16 protein-coding genes and 1 pseudogene are annotated in these 15,657 nt (G+C 67.8%); 6 read left to right on the plus strand and 11 right to left on the minus strand.

Annotated features, from left to right (window positions below; translation table 11 throughout):
- The 6 genes and pseudogenes from I8J34_RS20975 to I8J34_RS21000 all read right to left on the minus strand — a co-directional run.
- A pseudogene (locus I8J34_RS20975) lies at positions 1–326 on the minus strand (DDE-type integrase/transposase/recombinase); the annotation flags it as partial.
- 205 nt (positions 327–531) lie between these two features.
- Complete coding sequence (hemW, locus tag I8J34_RS20980) at positions 532–1,740, minus strand: radical SAM family heme chaperone HemW (protein WP_214363591.1); 1,209 nt, start codon at positions 1,738–1,740, stop codon at positions 532–534.
- On the minus strand, positions 1,737–2,339 hold the full coding sequence (rdgB, locus tag I8J34_RS20985; RefSeq protein ID WP_214363592.1) for an RdgB/HAM1 family non-canonical purine NTP pyrophosphatase: 603 nt from the start codon (positions 2,337–2,339) through the stop codon (positions 1,737–1,739). Before rdgB ends, hemW begins: the two co-directional genes overlap by 4 nt.
- A 4-nt stretch (positions 2,340–2,343) precedes the next feature.
- Positions 2,344–3,063 (minus strand): ribonuclease PH, encoded by a 720-nt coding sequence (gene rph, locus I8J34_RS20990; protein WP_214363593.1) that lies wholly within the window; start codon positions 3,061–3,063, stop codon positions 2,344–2,346.
- Positions 3,064–3,103: 40 nt separating this feature from the next.
- A complete protein-coding gene (locus I8J34_RS20995; protein ID WP_214363594.1) occupies positions 3,104–4,024 on the minus strand; it encodes a PP2C family protein-serine/threonine phosphatase in 921 nt (306 codons plus the stop codon).
- The gene (locus I8J34_RS21000; protein WP_214363595.1) at positions 4,021–4,968 is read right to left on the minus strand and encodes a serine/threonine protein kinase; all 948 of its coding nucleotides are present in this window, start codon (positions 4,966–4,968) and stop codon (positions 4,021–4,023) included. The genes I8J34_RS20995 and I8J34_RS21000 overlap by 4 nt, the downstream gene beginning before the upstream one ends.
- A gap of 90 nt (positions 4,969–5,058) precedes the next feature.
- Between I8J34_RS21000 and I8J34_RS21005 the strand changes: the two genes are divergently transcribed.
- Entirely contained in the window at positions 5,059–5,928 is an 870-nt protein-coding gene (locus I8J34_RS21005; RefSeq protein WP_214363596.1) for a YicC/YloC family endoribonuclease, read from the plus strand.
- A gap of 142 nt (positions 5,929–6,070) precedes the next feature.
- Here the strand turns inward: I8J34_RS21005 and I8J34_RS21010 are convergent, their stop codons facing one another.
- Both I8J34_RS21010 and I8J34_RS21015 read right to left on the minus strand, forming a co-directional pair.
- On the minus strand, positions 6,071–6,310 hold the full coding sequence (locus I8J34_RS21010; RefSeq protein ID WP_214363597.1) for a helix-turn-helix domain-containing protein: 240 nt from the start codon (positions 6,308–6,310) through the stop codon (positions 6,071–6,073).
- Between the two features lie 224 nt (positions 6,311–6,534).
- Positions 6,535–6,870 carry a DUF1840 domain-containing protein gene (locus I8J34_RS21015; protein WP_214363598.1) on the minus strand — a complete coding sequence of 112 codons (336 nt, stop codon included), beginning with the start codon at positions 6,868–6,870 and terminating at the stop codon, positions 6,535–6,537.
- 114 nt (positions 6,871–6,984) lie between these two features.
- Here I8J34_RS21015 and I8J34_RS21020 point away from each other — a divergent pair, with 114 nt between their 5' ends.
- Positions 6,985–8,637, plus strand: a complete 1,653-nt coding sequence (locus I8J34_RS21020) for a thiamine pyrophosphate-binding protein (RefSeq protein ID WP_214363599.1) — start codon at positions 6,985–6,987, stop codon at positions 8,635–8,637.
- Here I8J34_RS21020 and I8J34_RS21025 read toward each other — a convergent pair.
- Both I8J34_RS21025 and I8J34_RS21030 read right to left on the minus strand, forming a co-directional pair.
- Positions 8,634–10,208 (minus strand): hypothetical protein, encoded by a 1,575-nt coding sequence (locus I8J34_RS21025; protein WP_214363600.1) that lies wholly within the window; start codon positions 10,206–10,208, stop codon positions 8,634–8,636. The two genes, I8J34_RS21020 and I8J34_RS21025, sit on opposite strands and share 4 nt — an antisense overlap.
- A gap of 30 nt (positions 10,209–10,238) precedes the next feature.
- Positions 10,239–10,637, minus strand: coding sequence for a DUF4399 domain-containing protein (locus tag I8J34_RS21030; RefSeq protein WP_214363601.1), 399 nt, complete (start codon positions 10,635–10,637; stop codon positions 10,239–10,241).
- Positions 10,638–10,770: 133 nt separating this feature from the next.
- Here I8J34_RS21030 and I8J34_RS21035 point away from each other — a divergent pair, with 133 nt between their 5' ends.
- Complete coding sequence (locus tag I8J34_RS21035; protein ID WP_214363602.1) at positions 10,771–11,646, plus strand: alpha/beta fold hydrolase; 876 nt, start codon at positions 10,771–10,773, stop codon at positions 11,644–11,646.
- Here I8J34_RS21035 and I8J34_RS21040 read toward each other — a convergent pair.
- On the minus strand, positions 11,602–12,555 hold the full coding sequence (locus I8J34_RS21040; protein ID WP_214363603.1) for an AEC family transporter: 954 nt from the start codon (positions 12,553–12,555) through the stop codon (positions 11,602–11,604). The two genes, I8J34_RS21035 and I8J34_RS21040, sit on opposite strands and share 45 nt — an antisense overlap.
- A gap of 227 nt (positions 12,556–12,782) precedes the next feature.
- On the opposite strand from I8J34_RS21040, the gene I8J34_RS21045 reads away from it, so the two are divergent.
- Genes I8J34_RS21045 through I8J34_RS21055 form a run of 3 tightly spaced genes read left to right on the plus strand, consistent with a single transcriptional unit; the run spans position 12,783 to position 15,615 of the window.
- Positions 12,783–13,556 (plus strand): substrate-binding periplasmic protein, encoded by a 774-nt coding sequence (locus I8J34_RS21045; protein ID WP_214363604.1) that lies wholly within the window; start codon positions 12,783–12,785, stop codon positions 13,554–13,556.
- The gene (locus tag I8J34_RS21050; protein ID WP_214363605.1) at positions 13,553–14,929 is read left to right on the plus strand and encodes a GGDEF domain-containing protein; all 1,377 of its coding nucleotides are present in this window, start codon (positions 13,553–13,555) and stop codon (positions 14,927–14,929) included. Before I8J34_RS21045 ends, I8J34_RS21050 begins: the two co-directional genes overlap by 4 nt.
- Positions 14,905–15,615: a substrate-binding periplasmic protein gene (locus tag I8J34_RS21055; RefSeq protein WP_214363606.1), complete on the plus strand. Its 711-nt coding sequence runs from the start codon at positions 14,905–14,907 to the stop codon at positions 15,613–15,615. Before I8J34_RS21050 ends, I8J34_RS21055 begins: the two co-directional genes overlap by 25 nt.
- Positions 15,616–15,657: the final 42 nt, after the last annotated feature.

The following is a 15,657-nucleotide window of genomic DNA, read 5'->3' on the forward strand; positions in this document are numbered from 1 at the left end:
TTGAGCGTGCTGCCGTTGTCGCCGTGCAGCACGGGCTTGTCAGTCATCGCGTGGATGCCTTCGGCCAGCGCGGTGCGCTTGAGCAGGCTCACCGCGTGGTCGGCGTCATCGCGCTCATGGATCTCCCCGCCGACGATCTTGCGGCTGTACAAATCCATGATCAGGTAGAGGTAGAACTACTGCCCCTGCACCTGCGTGGGCAGGTAGGTCATGTCCCAACACCACACCTGGCAAGGCGCGGTGGCCACGTGGGTGGTCGGTGCTCTCGAGGGCTGCGGCGCACGGGTGCGACCGCGATGGCGGGTTTGCCCGTGGGCGCGCAGCACCCCCCTCGGTCAGAATAGTTGTCGCCTCGATAGAACCCGACCCCGGGGTCTGGCGGGATGCGCTGATGCGTCGGATGCGCAAAGCGCAGGATTTGCACCTCAGGCGACTGCCGTGTCTGTGCAACCAAGCAGCCTGCCTCAAGACCTGAGGGTGGCGATCGAACACCGGCTAGGAGAGATCCAGACGGTTCCCCTCTATAGATCCTCAGTCGAGAAACATCTCAAGCAAATCGTTGAGAAAGCGCTGTCCCTTGAGCGTCGGGCGGAGGGTGTTGTCGCTTGTTTCGAGCAGGCCGCGGTCGCGGGCGGCGATGAGTTTGGCTTCGATCACGTCGAGTGCGATGCCGGTGCGCGATTCCATCAGGTCGGTGGGGATGCCGTCGATCAGGCGCAGGCCGTTCATCATGAATTCGAAGGGCAGGTCGGCGACGCCGATGCCTTGTTCGGTCTGCACGAAGTCGCCCTTGCCGTGTGCGGCGAGGTAGGCGCCGGGGTGTTTGTGGCGCATCTGGCGCACGATGCCGGTGTGGCTGGAGAGCTTGCTGTGGGCGCCGGCGCCGATGCCGAGGTAGTCGCCGAAGGTCCAGTAGTTGAGGTTGTGGCGGCAGCGCTTGCCCGGCTGGGCAAACGCCGAGGTTTCATAGTGCTGGTAGCCGGCCTCGGCGAGCGTGGTCTCCACCAGTTGCTGCATGTCGGCGGCGAGGTCACCGTCGGGCAGTTTGGACGGTGGGTTGTGGTGGAAGGGGGTATTGGGTTCGAGCGTGAGGTGGTAGCAGGACAGGTGCTGCGGGCCGAGGGCGACGGCGGTGCGCAGGTCGGCGGCGAGGTGGTCCATGCTCTGGCCGGGCAGGGCGTACATGAGGTCGAAGTTGACCGACTCGAAGTGGGTCAGCGCCAGTTCGGCGGCCTTGTGCGCTTCGGCGCCAGCATGGATGCGGCCGAGGGCGCGCAGGTAGCGGTCTTCGAAGCTCTGGATGCCGAGCGAGAGCCGGTTGACGCCGGCGGCGCGATAGCCGGCGAAGCGTGTGGCCTCGACGGTGCCGGGGTTGGCTTCGAGCGTGATCTCGGCCAGCGGGTCGAGCGGCAGCAGCATGCGCACGGCGGTGAGCAGGCGGTCGAGCCCTTCGGCGCTGATCAGGCTGGGGGTGCCGCCGCCGATGAAGATGCTCAGCACGCGGCGGCCCCAGACGTCGGGCAGTGCGGCTTCGAGGTCGGCAATGAGCGCGTCGATGTAGGCCGCCTCGGGGATGCCGCCCTGCTGCACCGCATGCGAATTGAAGTCGCAGTAGGGGCACTTCTTTACGCACCACGGGTAGTGGATGTAGAGCGACAGCGGCGGCGGGGCGCTCAGTTGTGGGCTGCTGGGCGGCGCCGCGCGTTGCGGGCGCAGCGGGATGATGCGGCGCTCGCTCACGGCTGGGCCTGGAGCGTTTCAATGCGTTCGAGCAGATGCCGGCAGGCGTTGCCGCGGTGGCTGAGCATGTTCTTGAGCGCCGGGTCGAGTTCGGCGGCGGTCTGTTGCAGGTCGTCGAGCCAGAACAGTGGGTCGTAGCCGAAACCCTGACTGCCGCGCGGGGCGTCGAGGATGCGGCCATGCCATTCGCCTTCGGCGATGATCGGCTGCGGGTCGTCGGCGCTGCGCACCAGGGCCAGCACGCAGACGAAGCGGCCACGGCGGTTGTTGTGCCCGGCTAGGTCGGCGATCAGGCGGTCGATGTTGCGCGCGTCGGACTTGGGCTCGCCGGCGTAGCGCGCGGAGTGGATGCCGGGGGCGCCGCCGAGGGCGTCCACGCACAGGCCGGAGTCGTCGGCCAGGGCCGGCAGGCCGGTGTGGCGGGCGGCATGGCGGGCCTTGGCCAGCGCGTTTTCGACGAAGGTGGCGTAGGGCTCGTCGGCTTCGGGGACGTCGAAATCGGACTGCGGGCGCACGGTGATGCCCAGCGGGGCGAGCAGCGCGGCGAACTCGCGCAGCTTGCCGGCATTGCCGCTGGCCAGGACGATGGTGTCGAACATGGCCTCAGCCCAGGCCCAGTGCGTCGCGCTGGATCGCGTTGAGCTCGGCGATGCCGCTGGTGGCCAGGTCGAGCAGGGCGTCGAGTTCGGCGCGGGTGAAGGCATGGCCTTCGGCCGTGCCCTGCACCTCGACGAAATGGCCGCTGGCGGTCATCACCACGTTCATGTCGGTGTCGCAGGCCGAGTCTTCGGGATAGTCGAGGTCGAGCACGGGGATGCCGTCGTAGATGCCGACCGACACCGCCGCGACCAGCTCGCGCATCGGGTTGGCGGCCAGCACGCCCCGGCGCACCAGGCCGTCGAGGGCTTCGTGAACGGCCACGCAGGCGCCGGTGATGGAGGCGGTGCGGGTGCCGCCGTCGGCCTGCAGCACGTCGCAGTCGATGATCACCTGGCGCTCGCCCAGCGCTTCGAGGTCGACCACGGCGCGCAGGCTGCGGCCGATCAGGCGCTGGATCTCCTGGGTGCGACCGCTCTGCTTGCCCTTGGCCGCTTCGCGCGCGCCGCGGGTGTGGGTGGCGCGCGGCAGCATGCCGTATTCGGCGGTCAGCCAGCCGGTCCCCTTGCCGCGCAGGAAACCGGGCACGGTGTCCTCGACGCTGGCGGTGCACAGCACCCGCGTGTCGCCGAATTCGATCAGCACCGAGCCTTCGGCATGTTTGGTGAAACCGCGGGTGATGTGGATGGGGCGGAGTTGATGGGCTTGGCGTTGGCTGGGGCGCATGCGGTGTTGAATCCTGTGTTGGGGGCGAGCGGCGAGCCGCTCAGTCCTGGGAGAATTTCTTGATGGCGACGTTGATTTCGGAGATGGCCTGTTCGATTTCGTCGTCGGTCAGATCCTGTGCGCCGCTGCCGGCGGTGCGCTCGAAGCTTTCCATCTGCGTGGTGAAACTGCTGATCGCCATGGTCTGGGTCGATACCGTGTCGGGCAGGGTGTCGGCGAAGTCTTCCAGCCACAGCAGGCCGATCATCGACAGGTTGTCGGCATGGGCGCCGGCGCGGGCCTCGGCCTCGTCCATCAGCTTGGGGATGGCCTTCATGAGGTTCTTGGCCTCGACCAGTCGGCCCTTCAGCTCGTCGTTGCCGAGCGGGCCCCAGACCCCGTCGGTGCACAGGGCGATGATATCGCCGGCGTAGAGCGGGGTCGGCCGCGAAAACTCCACCTGCGGCGCATGGTTGCCGCCCAGGCAGCTGTAGATGCGGTTGCGGCCGGGGTGCACGGCGGCGCCGTCGGCGTCGATCAGGCCCTGGTCGAGCATCAGCTGCACGCGCGAGTGGTCGCGCGTCTGCAGTTCGATCTCGCCCTTGCGCAGCAGGTAGAGGCGCGAATCGCCGGCGTGGGCCCAGTGGGCCAGCCCGTTCTGGATCAGACAGGCCACCACGGTAGTGCGCGGCGCCTCGGGCAGGTACTTGTCGAAGGCGTAATCGAGAATGGCGTGATGCGCGTTGGTCATCACCTGCGACAGGAACAGCACCGGGTCGCCGACCAGCGGCTGGGCGTCGCGCTGGAAGGCCTGGGTGATGTACTGCACGGCGATCTGCGCGGCCACCTCGCCATGCAGGTGGCCGCCCATGCCGTCGGCGATGACCATCAGCAGGGCGTCACGCGAGTAGCAATAGGCAATGCGGTCCTGGTTGGAGGGGCGCTTGCCGGGCCGGCTTTCTTGGTAGATGGTGAATTTCATGAGCGACCAATAAAGGTTTTGAGCCGACTGCCGACATCGGCGAACCACGAGGCCGGCATGGCCTCGTCGGGCCCGCGCTGCACCAGCGCTTTCTGTAAAGCGTAGACGCTCTGCGGGCGGGCAAGGGGATCAAGATCGAGACACCAGTCGATGGTCTCGAGCAACTGCGCACTATGACGTCCGGCAAAGGCCTTGGCCGCCGGGGTGTAGGTGTCCTTGGTGGCGCGTTCGTCCGAACGCGGCGGTGCGCTGCCGGCCAGGCAGGCATAGAGGCTGGCGCCGACGCTGTAGATGTCGCTCCACGGCCCCAGCGCCTCGCGCCCGGCGAACTGCTCGGGCGAGGCAAAACCGGGCGTGTACATCGGCTTGAGCATGGGCTGGCCGGTCATCAGCGTCTGGCGCGCGGCACCGAAATCGAGCAGCACCGGGGTGCCGTCCAGGCGCAGATAGATATTCGACGGCTTGATGTCCAGATGCAGCAGCTTGTGCGCATGCACCTCGCGCAGGCCGTTGAGCATGCGGGTGAACACCCCGCGCAGAAAGCGCTCGCGCAGCACCTCGCGGTGCTTGCTGACATACTCGTGCAGTGTGCGGCCGCGCTCGAACTGCATCACCATGTAGACGGTGCCGTTGGCGCGGAAGAAGTTGAGCACCCGCACCACGTTGGGATGCATCAGCTTGGCCAGCGCCCGGCCTTCCTCGAAAAAGCACTTCATGCCGTAACGGAAGGCCGGCTCGTTGGCGGTCGAGATCTTCGGCTCGATTTCCCCCTCGCCGCGCAAGGCCAGCGAATTGGGCAAGTATTCCTTGATCGCCACCGGCATGCCCTCGGCGTCATAGGCCAGGTAGACGATGGAAAAGCCCCCCAACGACAACTGCCGCTCGATGCGGTACTGGTCCAGCTGGAAACCGGAAGGCAGTGCCTGATTGACTTGAGAGGCCATGAAGGGGGGGCTAAGATTCCGTTTTCACCGCATTTTCTTGCGTGCCACGGGTGGTGTAAAGCGCATCGACACCGGGCACCGGAGCTCCAGATGATACTCAGTATGACCGGCTTTGCGGTGCAACACCGCGAACTGGGCGGCGTCAGCCTTCACCTCGAACTGCGCAGCGTCAATTCCCGCTTCCTCGATCTGTCCTTCCGCCTGGGCGACGACGTGCGGCTGGCCGAGCCCGCCCTGCGTGAAATGCTTACCGCACGCCTGAGCCGTGGCAAGGTCGAATGTCGCCTGTATCTGCAAAAAAACGATGCCGCCGGCACGGCCGATCTGTCGCTCAACGGCGCGCTGCTGCAACAACTGAAGGCCGCCCAGACCCAGGTGCAGGTGACCTTCCCGCAGGCCAAGGCGATGTCGGTGGGCGAGCTGCTGCGCTGGCCCGGCATGCTGGCCGACGACAGCCTCGCCTTCGACGAACTGATGCCGGTGATCCGCGAGATGGCCGAGGCCGGCATCGACGAGTTCATCGCCAGCCGGCAGCGCGAAGGCGACAAGCTGGCGGCGATCATCCGCGAGCGGGTCGAGGGCATGCGCGAGCTGGTGCAGCGCGCCGCGCCGCAGATGCCGATGCTGGTCGAGGCCTACCAGGCCAAACTCACCGAACGCCTGCGCGAAGCCGTCGCCACGCTGGACGAGGATCGCATCCGCCAGGAAGTGGCGTTGTTCGCCCAGCGCATCGATGTAGACGAAGAGCTCGACCGCCTGCGCACCCACCTGGACGAGGTCGCGCGCATCCTCAAGAAAGGCGGCATCTCGGGCAAGCGGCTCGACTTCTTGATGCAGGAACTCAACCGCGAAGCCAACACCCTCGCCTCCAAGAGCGCCGCCACCGACGTGACCGCGGTGGCCATGGAAATGAAGGTACTGATCGAGCAGATGCGCGAGCAGGTGCAAAACATCGAATGATTCCGCCTGTCGGGCGAGACCGAAAAAGCCGCACGCGATGCGGCTTTTTTGCGCCTCGACGCCGGGCGGCCCAGTCGCCTCCGGCGCCGGCACTCAAAAAGAAAACCCGCTCGAGGCGGGTCTTCCGGGCGGTTGTTGTCGCTTACAGGCCGGTGGCGCGCAGTTTGGCGAGCAGTTTTTCGGACCGCTTGGGTGGGCCGTAAACCAGGTCGAGCAGCAGAGCGATGGGGATCGGCAGCGGCCGGCCACTTTCGTAGCGACTGCCGGCCGACTGGGTAACGCCGATCGGCGCCCAGAACTCGGACTGACTCAGCTTGCGTTTCTTGCGCCAATCCAGCAGTTGCTCGGCGCTCGGGGATTGGGCTTTATGTCGCTGTGGCATGGCTAATCCAAAAGTATTAGTTTTTGAGGCGTAGCGGCACTTTAACCTTTTAGGTTGCAGGGATCAATTCCCAATTTCTTGGCAGCATGCCCTTGAAAAATCTCGTAACAAATATGACAGCGCGGCGGTAGGTGCGGCGTGTGGCTTTGCCCGCCATAGTTCCATCGAACTAGACCGGGCGCAGCCCCGGCCGGCGGCGCGGATGCGTTTGCGTGCCGGGCGTGTCACACGCCCCAGGTGACCGGTTTGCCTTCCTTTTGCGACAGTTCGAGCAACTCCAGCAAGGGCCAGGCGCGTTGGTAGAAGCTCACCGGGGCGGCCATGCCGCGCGGCTTGTCTTCCTCGGTCTCGTCCCCGTTCCCGTCGGTGTCGTCGTTGCGGGCCGCTTTGTCGGCGGCGATGGCTTGCTTGAGTCGGTCGATGGCGGCGGGCAGTTGCTCGACGGTGATGATGCCGGTGGCGCTGTCAGGGTCTTTGCCCAGGACCTCGAACATGGTCCGGGCGGTCTTGCCGAGCATGATCACGTCGGCGCCGGCAGCGGATTTGAAGGTGGTCAGCATGGCGTGCTCCTGTGCAGGGGGTTGGGTCGATTGTAGCCCCTTGCCATGGGCATTGCCCCGGCGGTGCCCCCACTCCACAATGGGGCGCACAGTCCCGACACGGAGGAGAGCGGCATGACGGAGCAACAATCCGAGGCGCGCCTGGGCGGCCACATCGTGGCCGAAGCGCTGCGCATCAATGGCGTGGATACGGTGTTCTGCGTGCCCGGCGAGAGTTACCTGCCGCTGCTCGACGGCCTCTACGAGCGCGGTGAGCAGATCCGCCTGATCACCTGCCGCCACGAGAGCGGGGCCGGGTTCATGGCCGATGCCTGGGGCAAGCTCACCGGGCGGCCGGGGGTGTGCCTGGTGACGCGCGGGCCGGGCGCGTGCAACGCCAGCATCGCCGTGCACAACGCGGCGCAGGATTCCTCGCCGATGATCCTGCTGGTCGGCCAGATCGGCGACGACTGCGTGGACCGCGAGGCCTTCCAGGAGGTCGACTACCGGCGCATGTTCGGCAGCATGGCCAAGTGGGTCACGCAGATCGACCGCATCGACCGGATCCCTGAATACCTGCATCGCGCCTTCCAGACGGCGGTGTCGGGCCGCCCCGGCCCGGTGGTGCTGGCCTTGCCCGAGAATCTGTTGTTCGGCCGCGGCGTGGCGCGCGACGTGGGGCCGGCCCGCCGCGTGCAGGCCAGCCCCTCGGCCGACGACATGGCCGAGCTCAAGGCCATGCTCGCCGCCGCCGACCGGCCGCTGGTGATCCTCGGCGGCGCGGGCTGGACCGACACCGCCTGCGCCGACATGCTCGGCTTCATCGAGGCCAACCGCCTGCCGGTGGCCTGCGCCTTCCGCTGGCAGGATCTGTTCGACCATCGCCATCCGAACTACATCGGCGATGCCGGCCTGGGCATCCGCCCCTCGCTGGCCGAGCGCATCGATCAGGCCGACCTGTTGATCGTGGTCGGCGCGCGCCTGGGCGAGGCGACCAGCAGCGGCTACACCCTGATCGACGTGCCGCAGCCGCGGCAGAAGCTGGTGCATGTGCACGCCGGCAACGACGAGCTGGGCAAGGTCTATCGTGCCGACCTGCCGATCAACGCGGGCATGGCCGAGTTCGCCGCGGCCGCGGCCGACATCCGTGTCGATGCGCTGGCCTGGGCCGACAGCGTGGCGGTCGACCGGGCCGAGTACCTGGCCCACAGCACGCCGCCCAGCGTGCCCGGCCCGCTGCAGATGGGCGAGATCATGACCTGGCTCAACGACACCCTGCCGGACGACGCCATCCTCACCAACGGCGCCGGCAACTACACCATCTGGCTGCATCGCTACTACCGCTACCGGCGCTTTCACACCCAGCTGGCGCCGACCAGCGGCAGCATGGGCTACGGCGTGCCGGCGGCGGTGGCGGCCCAGCTGGCGCATCCGGACCGGCTGGTGCTGGCCTGGGCGGGCGACGGCTGCTTCATGATGACCGGCCAGGAGCTGGCCACTGCGGTGCAGTACGAATTGCCGATCATCTTCCTGGTGGTGAACAACGGCATGTACGGCACCATCCGCATGCACCAGGAAAAGCACTACCCCGGCCGGGTCGCCGGCACCAACTTGCGTAACCCGGATTTCGTCGCGCTGGCCCAGGCCTACGGGGCGCATGGCGAGCGCGTCACCGAAACCGCCCAGTTCGCGCCGGCCTTCGAACGCGCGCGTGCTGCCGGCACGCCGGCACTGATCGAACTGGTCCTCGATCCGGCGGTGCTGACGCCGACGCTGCGGCTGGGTTAGCCGGGGGCCCCGGCGGCCTCGGACGTCGGCGACAGCAAGGCCGCCAGCACGGCGCGGCCGGTGCGCCGCCGCGGGCGCGACATGTCCACCCAGTGCACCCGGCCGGCGGCTTCGCCCAGGTCGGCCTCGGCGGTGGCGCGGTCGGTGTGTGCATTGAACAGGATCACCACCTGCTGCAGATGGTGCGCGCGCGCCAGTTCGCCCAGCTCGAAGCGGCAGCCGCCGTTCTCGGCGCGAAAGTCGCGCAAGTCCATCAATACCGCGTGGCTGCGAGCCACCAGCGCCTGCAGCGCCCCCTGCCAAGTGGCGTCGCCGCAATAGCATTCGTTGATGCGGTAGCGCCCGTCATGATCGGCGCCCAGGTCGAAGTCGGCCAGCCGGCGCGGGATGTCCTCGGGGCGCTGGATGAAGCGCTCGCCCAGGCGCCGGCTGAGGAAGACGAACAGATCGTCGGCGTCGAGCGTGTGGCCGAGCAGGTCGGTGCCGGCGATCAATACCGTGTTGCCGGTGGCGCGCCAGCGCTCGGTGACCGCGTCGAACAGCGCCTCGACCGCCGCGTCGCGTTGGAACACGCGCAACACCAGCAGGGTCGGCGGCGGGGCCGACGGCGCCAGCCACGGCCGCGCGAGGGCGAAGCCAAGCGGCACCCACAGCCACACCGCGAGGATGCCGAAGGCCGCCAGACCGGCCGAGTGAGTGCCCGGCAGGGCCATGGCGATCAGCACCACGGCCCAGAACAGGCCGACCAGGTAGGCCAGCTCGGAAAACCGTTTGCGGCGGTAGGCGCCGGCGATCAGCCGCAATATGCCGATCACCGGCCAGATGCCGATGGCCCAGGGCGCGACGATGAACAGCAGCAGCGTGGGGATGGCGCCGATGGCGTCGAGCAGCGCCAGCAGGGCCGGCGGCGGCGCATCCACCAGGGTGGCCGCCCAGCCCAGGCCGAGCAGCGAGGCGCCCACCAGCACCATCGCGGCTGGGAAGAGCAGCGGCGCGATGGCTCGGATACGCCCGGAGGCGGTCAGGCCGAGCAGGCTGAGGAGCGGCAGCACGGTGGTCGAGGCCAGCCAGCCGCTGACCATGGCCATGGTCTGTTCGGCATTCGAGCCGAGCAGGATGATCGGCAGCAGGCACAGCAGGTAGGCGAGCACCGCGGCCATGGTGCGCCACAGTGACCAGCGCCACAGCAAGCCGAGGGTCGGTATCACCGGCCAGCTGTAGACCGCACCCAGTATCAAGCAGCGTTGCAGTCCGAAGCCCGGATCGGTATGCACCACCAGCAGCTCGAAGGCGCCGGTGGACAGGCCGATCAGGGTGGAGATGACCACCAGCAGCAGTGCCAGGCGACGATTCTGGCGGCGGTTGAGGCCGAGGTCGAAATGGGCCGGCCCTGTCGCCGCGGAGGGCGGGGCCGGCCGGGGCGCCGGCGCGGCGTCGCGCTGTGGGGGCGGCGCCGTCATCAGCCGCAGCATGGCCCGGCGATAGCGCCCGGCCAGCCACCAGGCGGTCGCGGCCGCGATGAGCAGCGACAGCAACAGGCCGGACAGCAGTTGGCCGTCGAGATTGCCCATGATGACTGCCCGCGTGCGCCAAGCGGCCGCTTATTTGACGGTGACGGTGATGGTCTTGCTCAGGTCGGGACCGTAGGACTGATGCAGGCCGTCGGCGAACTGCAGCGTCAGGGTGTGCTTGCCCGGTGCCAGCTTGACCTTGGTCTCGGTCTGGCCCTTGCCGAAGTGCAAATGGGTGTCGTCGGCCGGCACCGCGGTGCCGGCGGGGATCGGCTTGCCGTCGATGATCAGGTGATGGTGGCCGGTGCCTTCCATCAGCTCGCCGGACGGCTGCACTTTCATGCCTTCGACGCCCATTTTGACGGTGAATTCCTGCGGCACGGTGGCGCCGTCCGCCGGTTCGGCGAAATGCACGCTGCCGGCGGCCAGCGCCAGTGAGGACAGGCCGGCGGCACACAGGCCGGCGATCAGGGTACGGATTTTTTTCATGGCGTTTCTCCAAGGGTTGGCGTCAACACGACGTCATATCAGTCTAGCTTCGGTGGGGCCAAATGCCAAAAAGGCTGTCGTCGCGCGATGGGGCGGGATTTATACTTGGCCGTTTCCGCTACGCCGCCCGCTCATGGACCATTTCACCGCCGACGACGGCGAACGCATCCACCTCAGAATCTCGGGCGAAGGGGCGCCGCTGATCCTGCTGCACGGCTGGACCGCCTCGCATCGCGACTGGCAGCCGTTCATGGAGGCCTTCGAGGCGCATCATCGGGTGGTCCGCTGGGACGCGCGCGGCCATGGCGGCCATGCGCTGCGCACCGAGACGCCGGTGACGGTCGAGCGCATGGCGCAGGATCTGGCGCAACTCATCGACCACTACGCGCTCGACGGCGCGGTGGTGGTCGGCCATTCGATGGGGGCGCTCACGCTGTGGCAATACCTGCGTGACTTCGGCCTGGCGCGCCTGTCGCGGCTGGTGTTCATCGACCAGTCGCCGCGCCTGCTCACCGGGCCGGGCTGGCGCTGCGGCATCTACGGCGATTTCGACGCGGCGCGCAACCTCGCCTTCATCCACGATCTGCGGCAGGACTTCGCCGAGGCCGTGCTGCGCCTGGTGGCGCACGGGCACAATGCCGCGGCGCGACTGCGCTACGCGGAAGACGGCGAGGCGATCCAGTCGGCCCGCCGGCGTCTGGCCAGCTTGGCCGCCGGCCCGCTGATCGACTGCTGGGCCAGCCTCACCGCCGCCGACTACCGCGACGTGCTGCGCAGCATCACGCTGCCGACGCTGCTGGTGTATGGCGGGGCCAGCAATTTCTATGGCTGCGAGGTGGCCCACTATGTGCGCGACAGTATCCCCAACGCCTTGCTGCACATCTACGAGGCGGTCGACCATGCGCCGCACCTGTGGCAGCGCGAGCGCTTCGTGGGCGACGTGCTGGCCTTCGTGGGCGGTGCTTCAGCTCAGCAAGGTGACGGCGGCCGAGAAGGTGAAGAAGGATAGCGCGGTCGATACCAGGATCACCCGCGCGATGCGCCCGTTGTTGGCGCCGAAGCGCTCGGCCAGCAGCGACACGTTGCTGGCGCTGGGTAGCGCGGCAGCGAGCACGAGGACGGACAGCGCGAAGCTGTCCAGCGGCAGGCCCAGATGGATGCCGATGCCGCCGACGATCAGCACCAGCAGCGGGTGTAGCAGCAGCTTCTTGAGCGCCACCGGCACATAGTCGATCAGCGGCGTCTTGTCGGCGGTGGTCATCTGCGAGCGCGCCAGCACCGCACCGATGGTGAACAGCGCCACTGGCGAGGCCGAGTCGGCGAGCAGGCCGATGGTCTTGTCCACCGGCCCGTAGAGCGTCAGCCCGGCCGCCGAACTGATGCCGCCGAGCACGATCGCCCAGGGCATCGGGTTGCCGGCCACGCCGCGCAGCGCCTTGCCCGCCGCCGCCCGGGCGTTGCCGGCGCTATGGCCGTCGAGCCGCGACAGGGCGATGCACAGCGAGGAGGTGACCAGCAGGTCGACCAGGATGGTGACGATCACCGGCCCGGCCGCGCGCGCGCCGAGCAGGGCCACCAGCAGCGGTACGCCCATGAAACCGGTGTTGGGAAAGGCCGCGGTGAGCGCGCCGAAGGCGGCGTTGTTCCAATCGATGCGCCCGCCCAGCGTCAGCGCCACGGTGGTGCCGACCATGATCAGCGCGCACAGCAGGTAGACCGCGATCACGCTCGGGTCGAGCAACTCGGCGATCGGCGTGCTGGCGCCGAAGCGGTAGAGTAGGCAGGGTAGGGCGAAGAACAGCACGAAGCCGTTCATGCCGGGAATCGCCGACAGCGGCAGGGCGCCGCGCTGTACGGCCAGGTAGCCGCACAGCACGAGGGCGAAGAACGGAAAGGTGACGGCGAGGACGGACAGCACGCACAGGCTCCGGGGCGGCGAAGGTCAAGGCGCTATCCTCGCATGGTTTGATCCTGCGCCGATGACGCCGGCCGGCCAGATGTGCCGTCGGTCCGTTCGCGGCTCAAGATCCGGTGATGTGTGCCGAAAGACAGTCGACGACACGGCGTCCGGCCGACTTCGGCAGGGCCCCGCCGCCAGGACACCAGCGCAAAGGGATGGCGCAGATGCGATACGGTGAAAGCAGGATGCGAACACTCGACCGGCCCGGCATGGCCGCCGGCTGGCGCCTGCTCGTCGCCTGCCTGGCGATGTTGATGATGTCCGCCGTTGCCGCCGCACCGCCGATCCGAGTGGTGACCGAGGAATATCCGCCCTACAACTATGCCAAGAACGGCGATGTGCAGGGTGTGAGCACCGCCGTGGTGCGTGCGGTAATGGCCGAGGCCGGGATCGAAGCGCCGATCCAGCTGATGCCCTGGGCGCGCGCCTACGATCTGGCGCTGCATTCGGAAAACGTGCTGATCTACTCCATCACCCGCACTCCGGCGCGCGAGGCGCTGTTCAAGTGGGTCGGCCAGGTGGCGCCGTCGGAATGGTTTCTCTACGCCCTGCGCGGGCGCGAGATCCCGCTGAAGACGCTGGAGGACGCCAAGGCCTACCGTATTGCCACGGTGAATCAGGACGTGGGCGAACAGTTCCTGCTCGAGCGCGGTTTCGATCTGAAGCGCAACCTGCAGTCGAGCAACCGTTACGCGCACAACTACGAAAAGCTCAAGCTCGGCCGGGTCGATCTGTGGATCGCCAACAGTGTGGTGGCGGCCTACCTGGTGCGCGAAGCCGGCGACGACCCGGCGCAACAGCTCAAGGCCGCGTTGCGGCTGCACGAACTGGGCGGCGACGGGCTGTACATGGCCTTCAGCCATAACACGTCGGATGCCGTGGTCGAGCGCTTTCGCCGGGCCTTCGAGGCGCTGCGGCGCGACGGGCGGCTGGCCCGTCTCGGCATGGGGGGCTCGTGAACACCGAGGTCATCGCACGCGCGGCCAAGGCGCAGTCGGGACGTAGCCGCATCGTCGTGCGCCTGCTGCTGGTGACGCTGGCGGCCGGGCTGGTGTTTTCCATCCTGAGCACCCTGGTGCGCGGCGGTTTCGCCTATGTCGAGGAGCGCGATGCGATCCAGGCCGAGCTGCTCCAGCTGCGGGACATCGTCCAGCCGGCACTGACCAAGGCCATCTGGGAGATGGATCGGGCCAGCGTCGCGGTCCATCTCGACAGCGCCGCGCGACTGCCGGCACTGGGGCGGATCGCGGTCACCCTGCGCATGGCCGACACCGCTCCCGAAGTCCACGTCCGCGACCGGACGGGATGGACGCGCGACGAGACGCTGCCCGTATTGCGCAGGCCGCTGACGTACTCGCCCTATGCCGGCGCCTCGGAAATCGTCGGCGAACTCGAGATCTTTGCCGACGGCCGCGAGCTGCAGGCCCGCCTGTATCGGGAAATCATCGTCATCTTCATCACGCAGCTGGTCCAGTCGCTGCTGCTGGCCGGCTTCGTGATGTGGATGTTCAACCGCACCGTGACCCGGCATGTGCGCGATGTCGCTGCCCACCTCGACGCGCTGTCCGCCAAGACGCTGTCGCGCAAGCTGGCCCTGCGCGACAAGCTGTACCACAACGACGAACTCGATCAGCTGGCCGGCGGCGTCAACGAACTGCAGGACCGCCTGGCCGCCCACCTCGGCCAACTGGCCCAGTACGAGGGCGAAATCTCCCGCCACCGCGACCATCTGGCCGAACTGGTGGGCGAGCGGACACGGGCGCTGGAGGCGGCCAACCGGAAGCTCGACGAGCTGTCGCGCCGCGACGCGCTGACCGCCCTGCCCAACCGGCGCCATTTCGACGAATGCAAGGACATCGAATTCCGCCGCGCCCTGCGCACCGGGCAACCGCTCTCGCTGCTGCTGTGCGACATCGACGACTTCAAGCGTTTCAACGACACCTATGGCCATGGCGCCGGCGACGACTGCCTGCGCCAGGTCGGCGAGGTCCTCGCCAGCTGCTTCATGCGCGCCGGCGATGTGGCCGCCCGGGTCGGCGGCGAGGAATTCGCCGTGCTGCTGCCGGGGCTGAACGCCGCCGAGGCGCGTGCGCATGCCGAGCACCTGCGGGCCCAGGTGTTCGCACTCGGCATCGCGCACGAGGCCTCGTCAGCGGCCGACCGCGTGACCGTCAGCGTCGGCGTTGCGGCGCTGGTGCCGGCGCAGATGCGGGATTTCGATGCGCTCTACCACTGTGCGGATGTGGCGCTCTATGGCGCCAAGCGCGCCGGGCGCAATCGGGTCGAATGCTGGAAAGGAGAAGATCGATGCGACGCTGGCTTGCCCTCGTGATGCTGCTGGTGGCCCCGGTGGCCCATGCCCAGACGGTGCAGGTGGTCACCGAGGACTCTGCCTACTCCTACCTCGAGCAGGGCCGGGTGGCCGGCCCGGCCACCGAGGTCGTGCGTGCCGCGCTGGACAGGGGCGGCTTCGACGACGCGCGCATCGACCTCTATCCCTGGGCGCGCGCCTACGAAAAGGCCTTGAGCCAGCCGAACGTGCTGATCTTCCTGATCGCCCGCACGCCCGAGCGCGAGCAGCGCTTCAAGTGGGTCAGCGAACTGATGAGGATGGAGTACCACCTGTACAAACTGGCCTCGCGCACCGACATCCAGGTCGACAGCCTCGACGCGGCGCGCCCCCACAGCATTGCCGTCATCCGCGATGATGTCCGCCAGCAGTACCTCAAGCGCAAGGGCTTCGAGCACCTGGTGCTATCGCCGGGCAACGATGAGAGTTTCCGCCAGCTGCTCGCCGGGCGTGTCGATCTGGTCCCCCTGGCGCACTCGGACGCACAGCTGTTGTGCGCCAAATACCGTATCGACTGCAACACCCTGACCCGCGTGCTGACCCTCGACGAGCTGACCGTCGGCCTGTACATGGCCTTCAGCCAAGCCACCGACGAGCCGATTGTCGAGCGGCTCAGACGCGCCTACCAGACGCTCAAGACCGAAGGCGCCCTGGCTCGCCTCGAGTAGTCGAGCGTCGCCGGGCACGACAGCGGGCCGCGGCATTGTCGG

It is taken from the genome of Denitromonas iodatirespirans (assembly GCF_018524365.1).
GTDB lineage: Bacteria > Pseudomonadota > Gammaproteobacteria > Burkholderiales > Rhodocyclaceae > Nitrogeniibacter > Nitrogeniibacter iodatirespirans.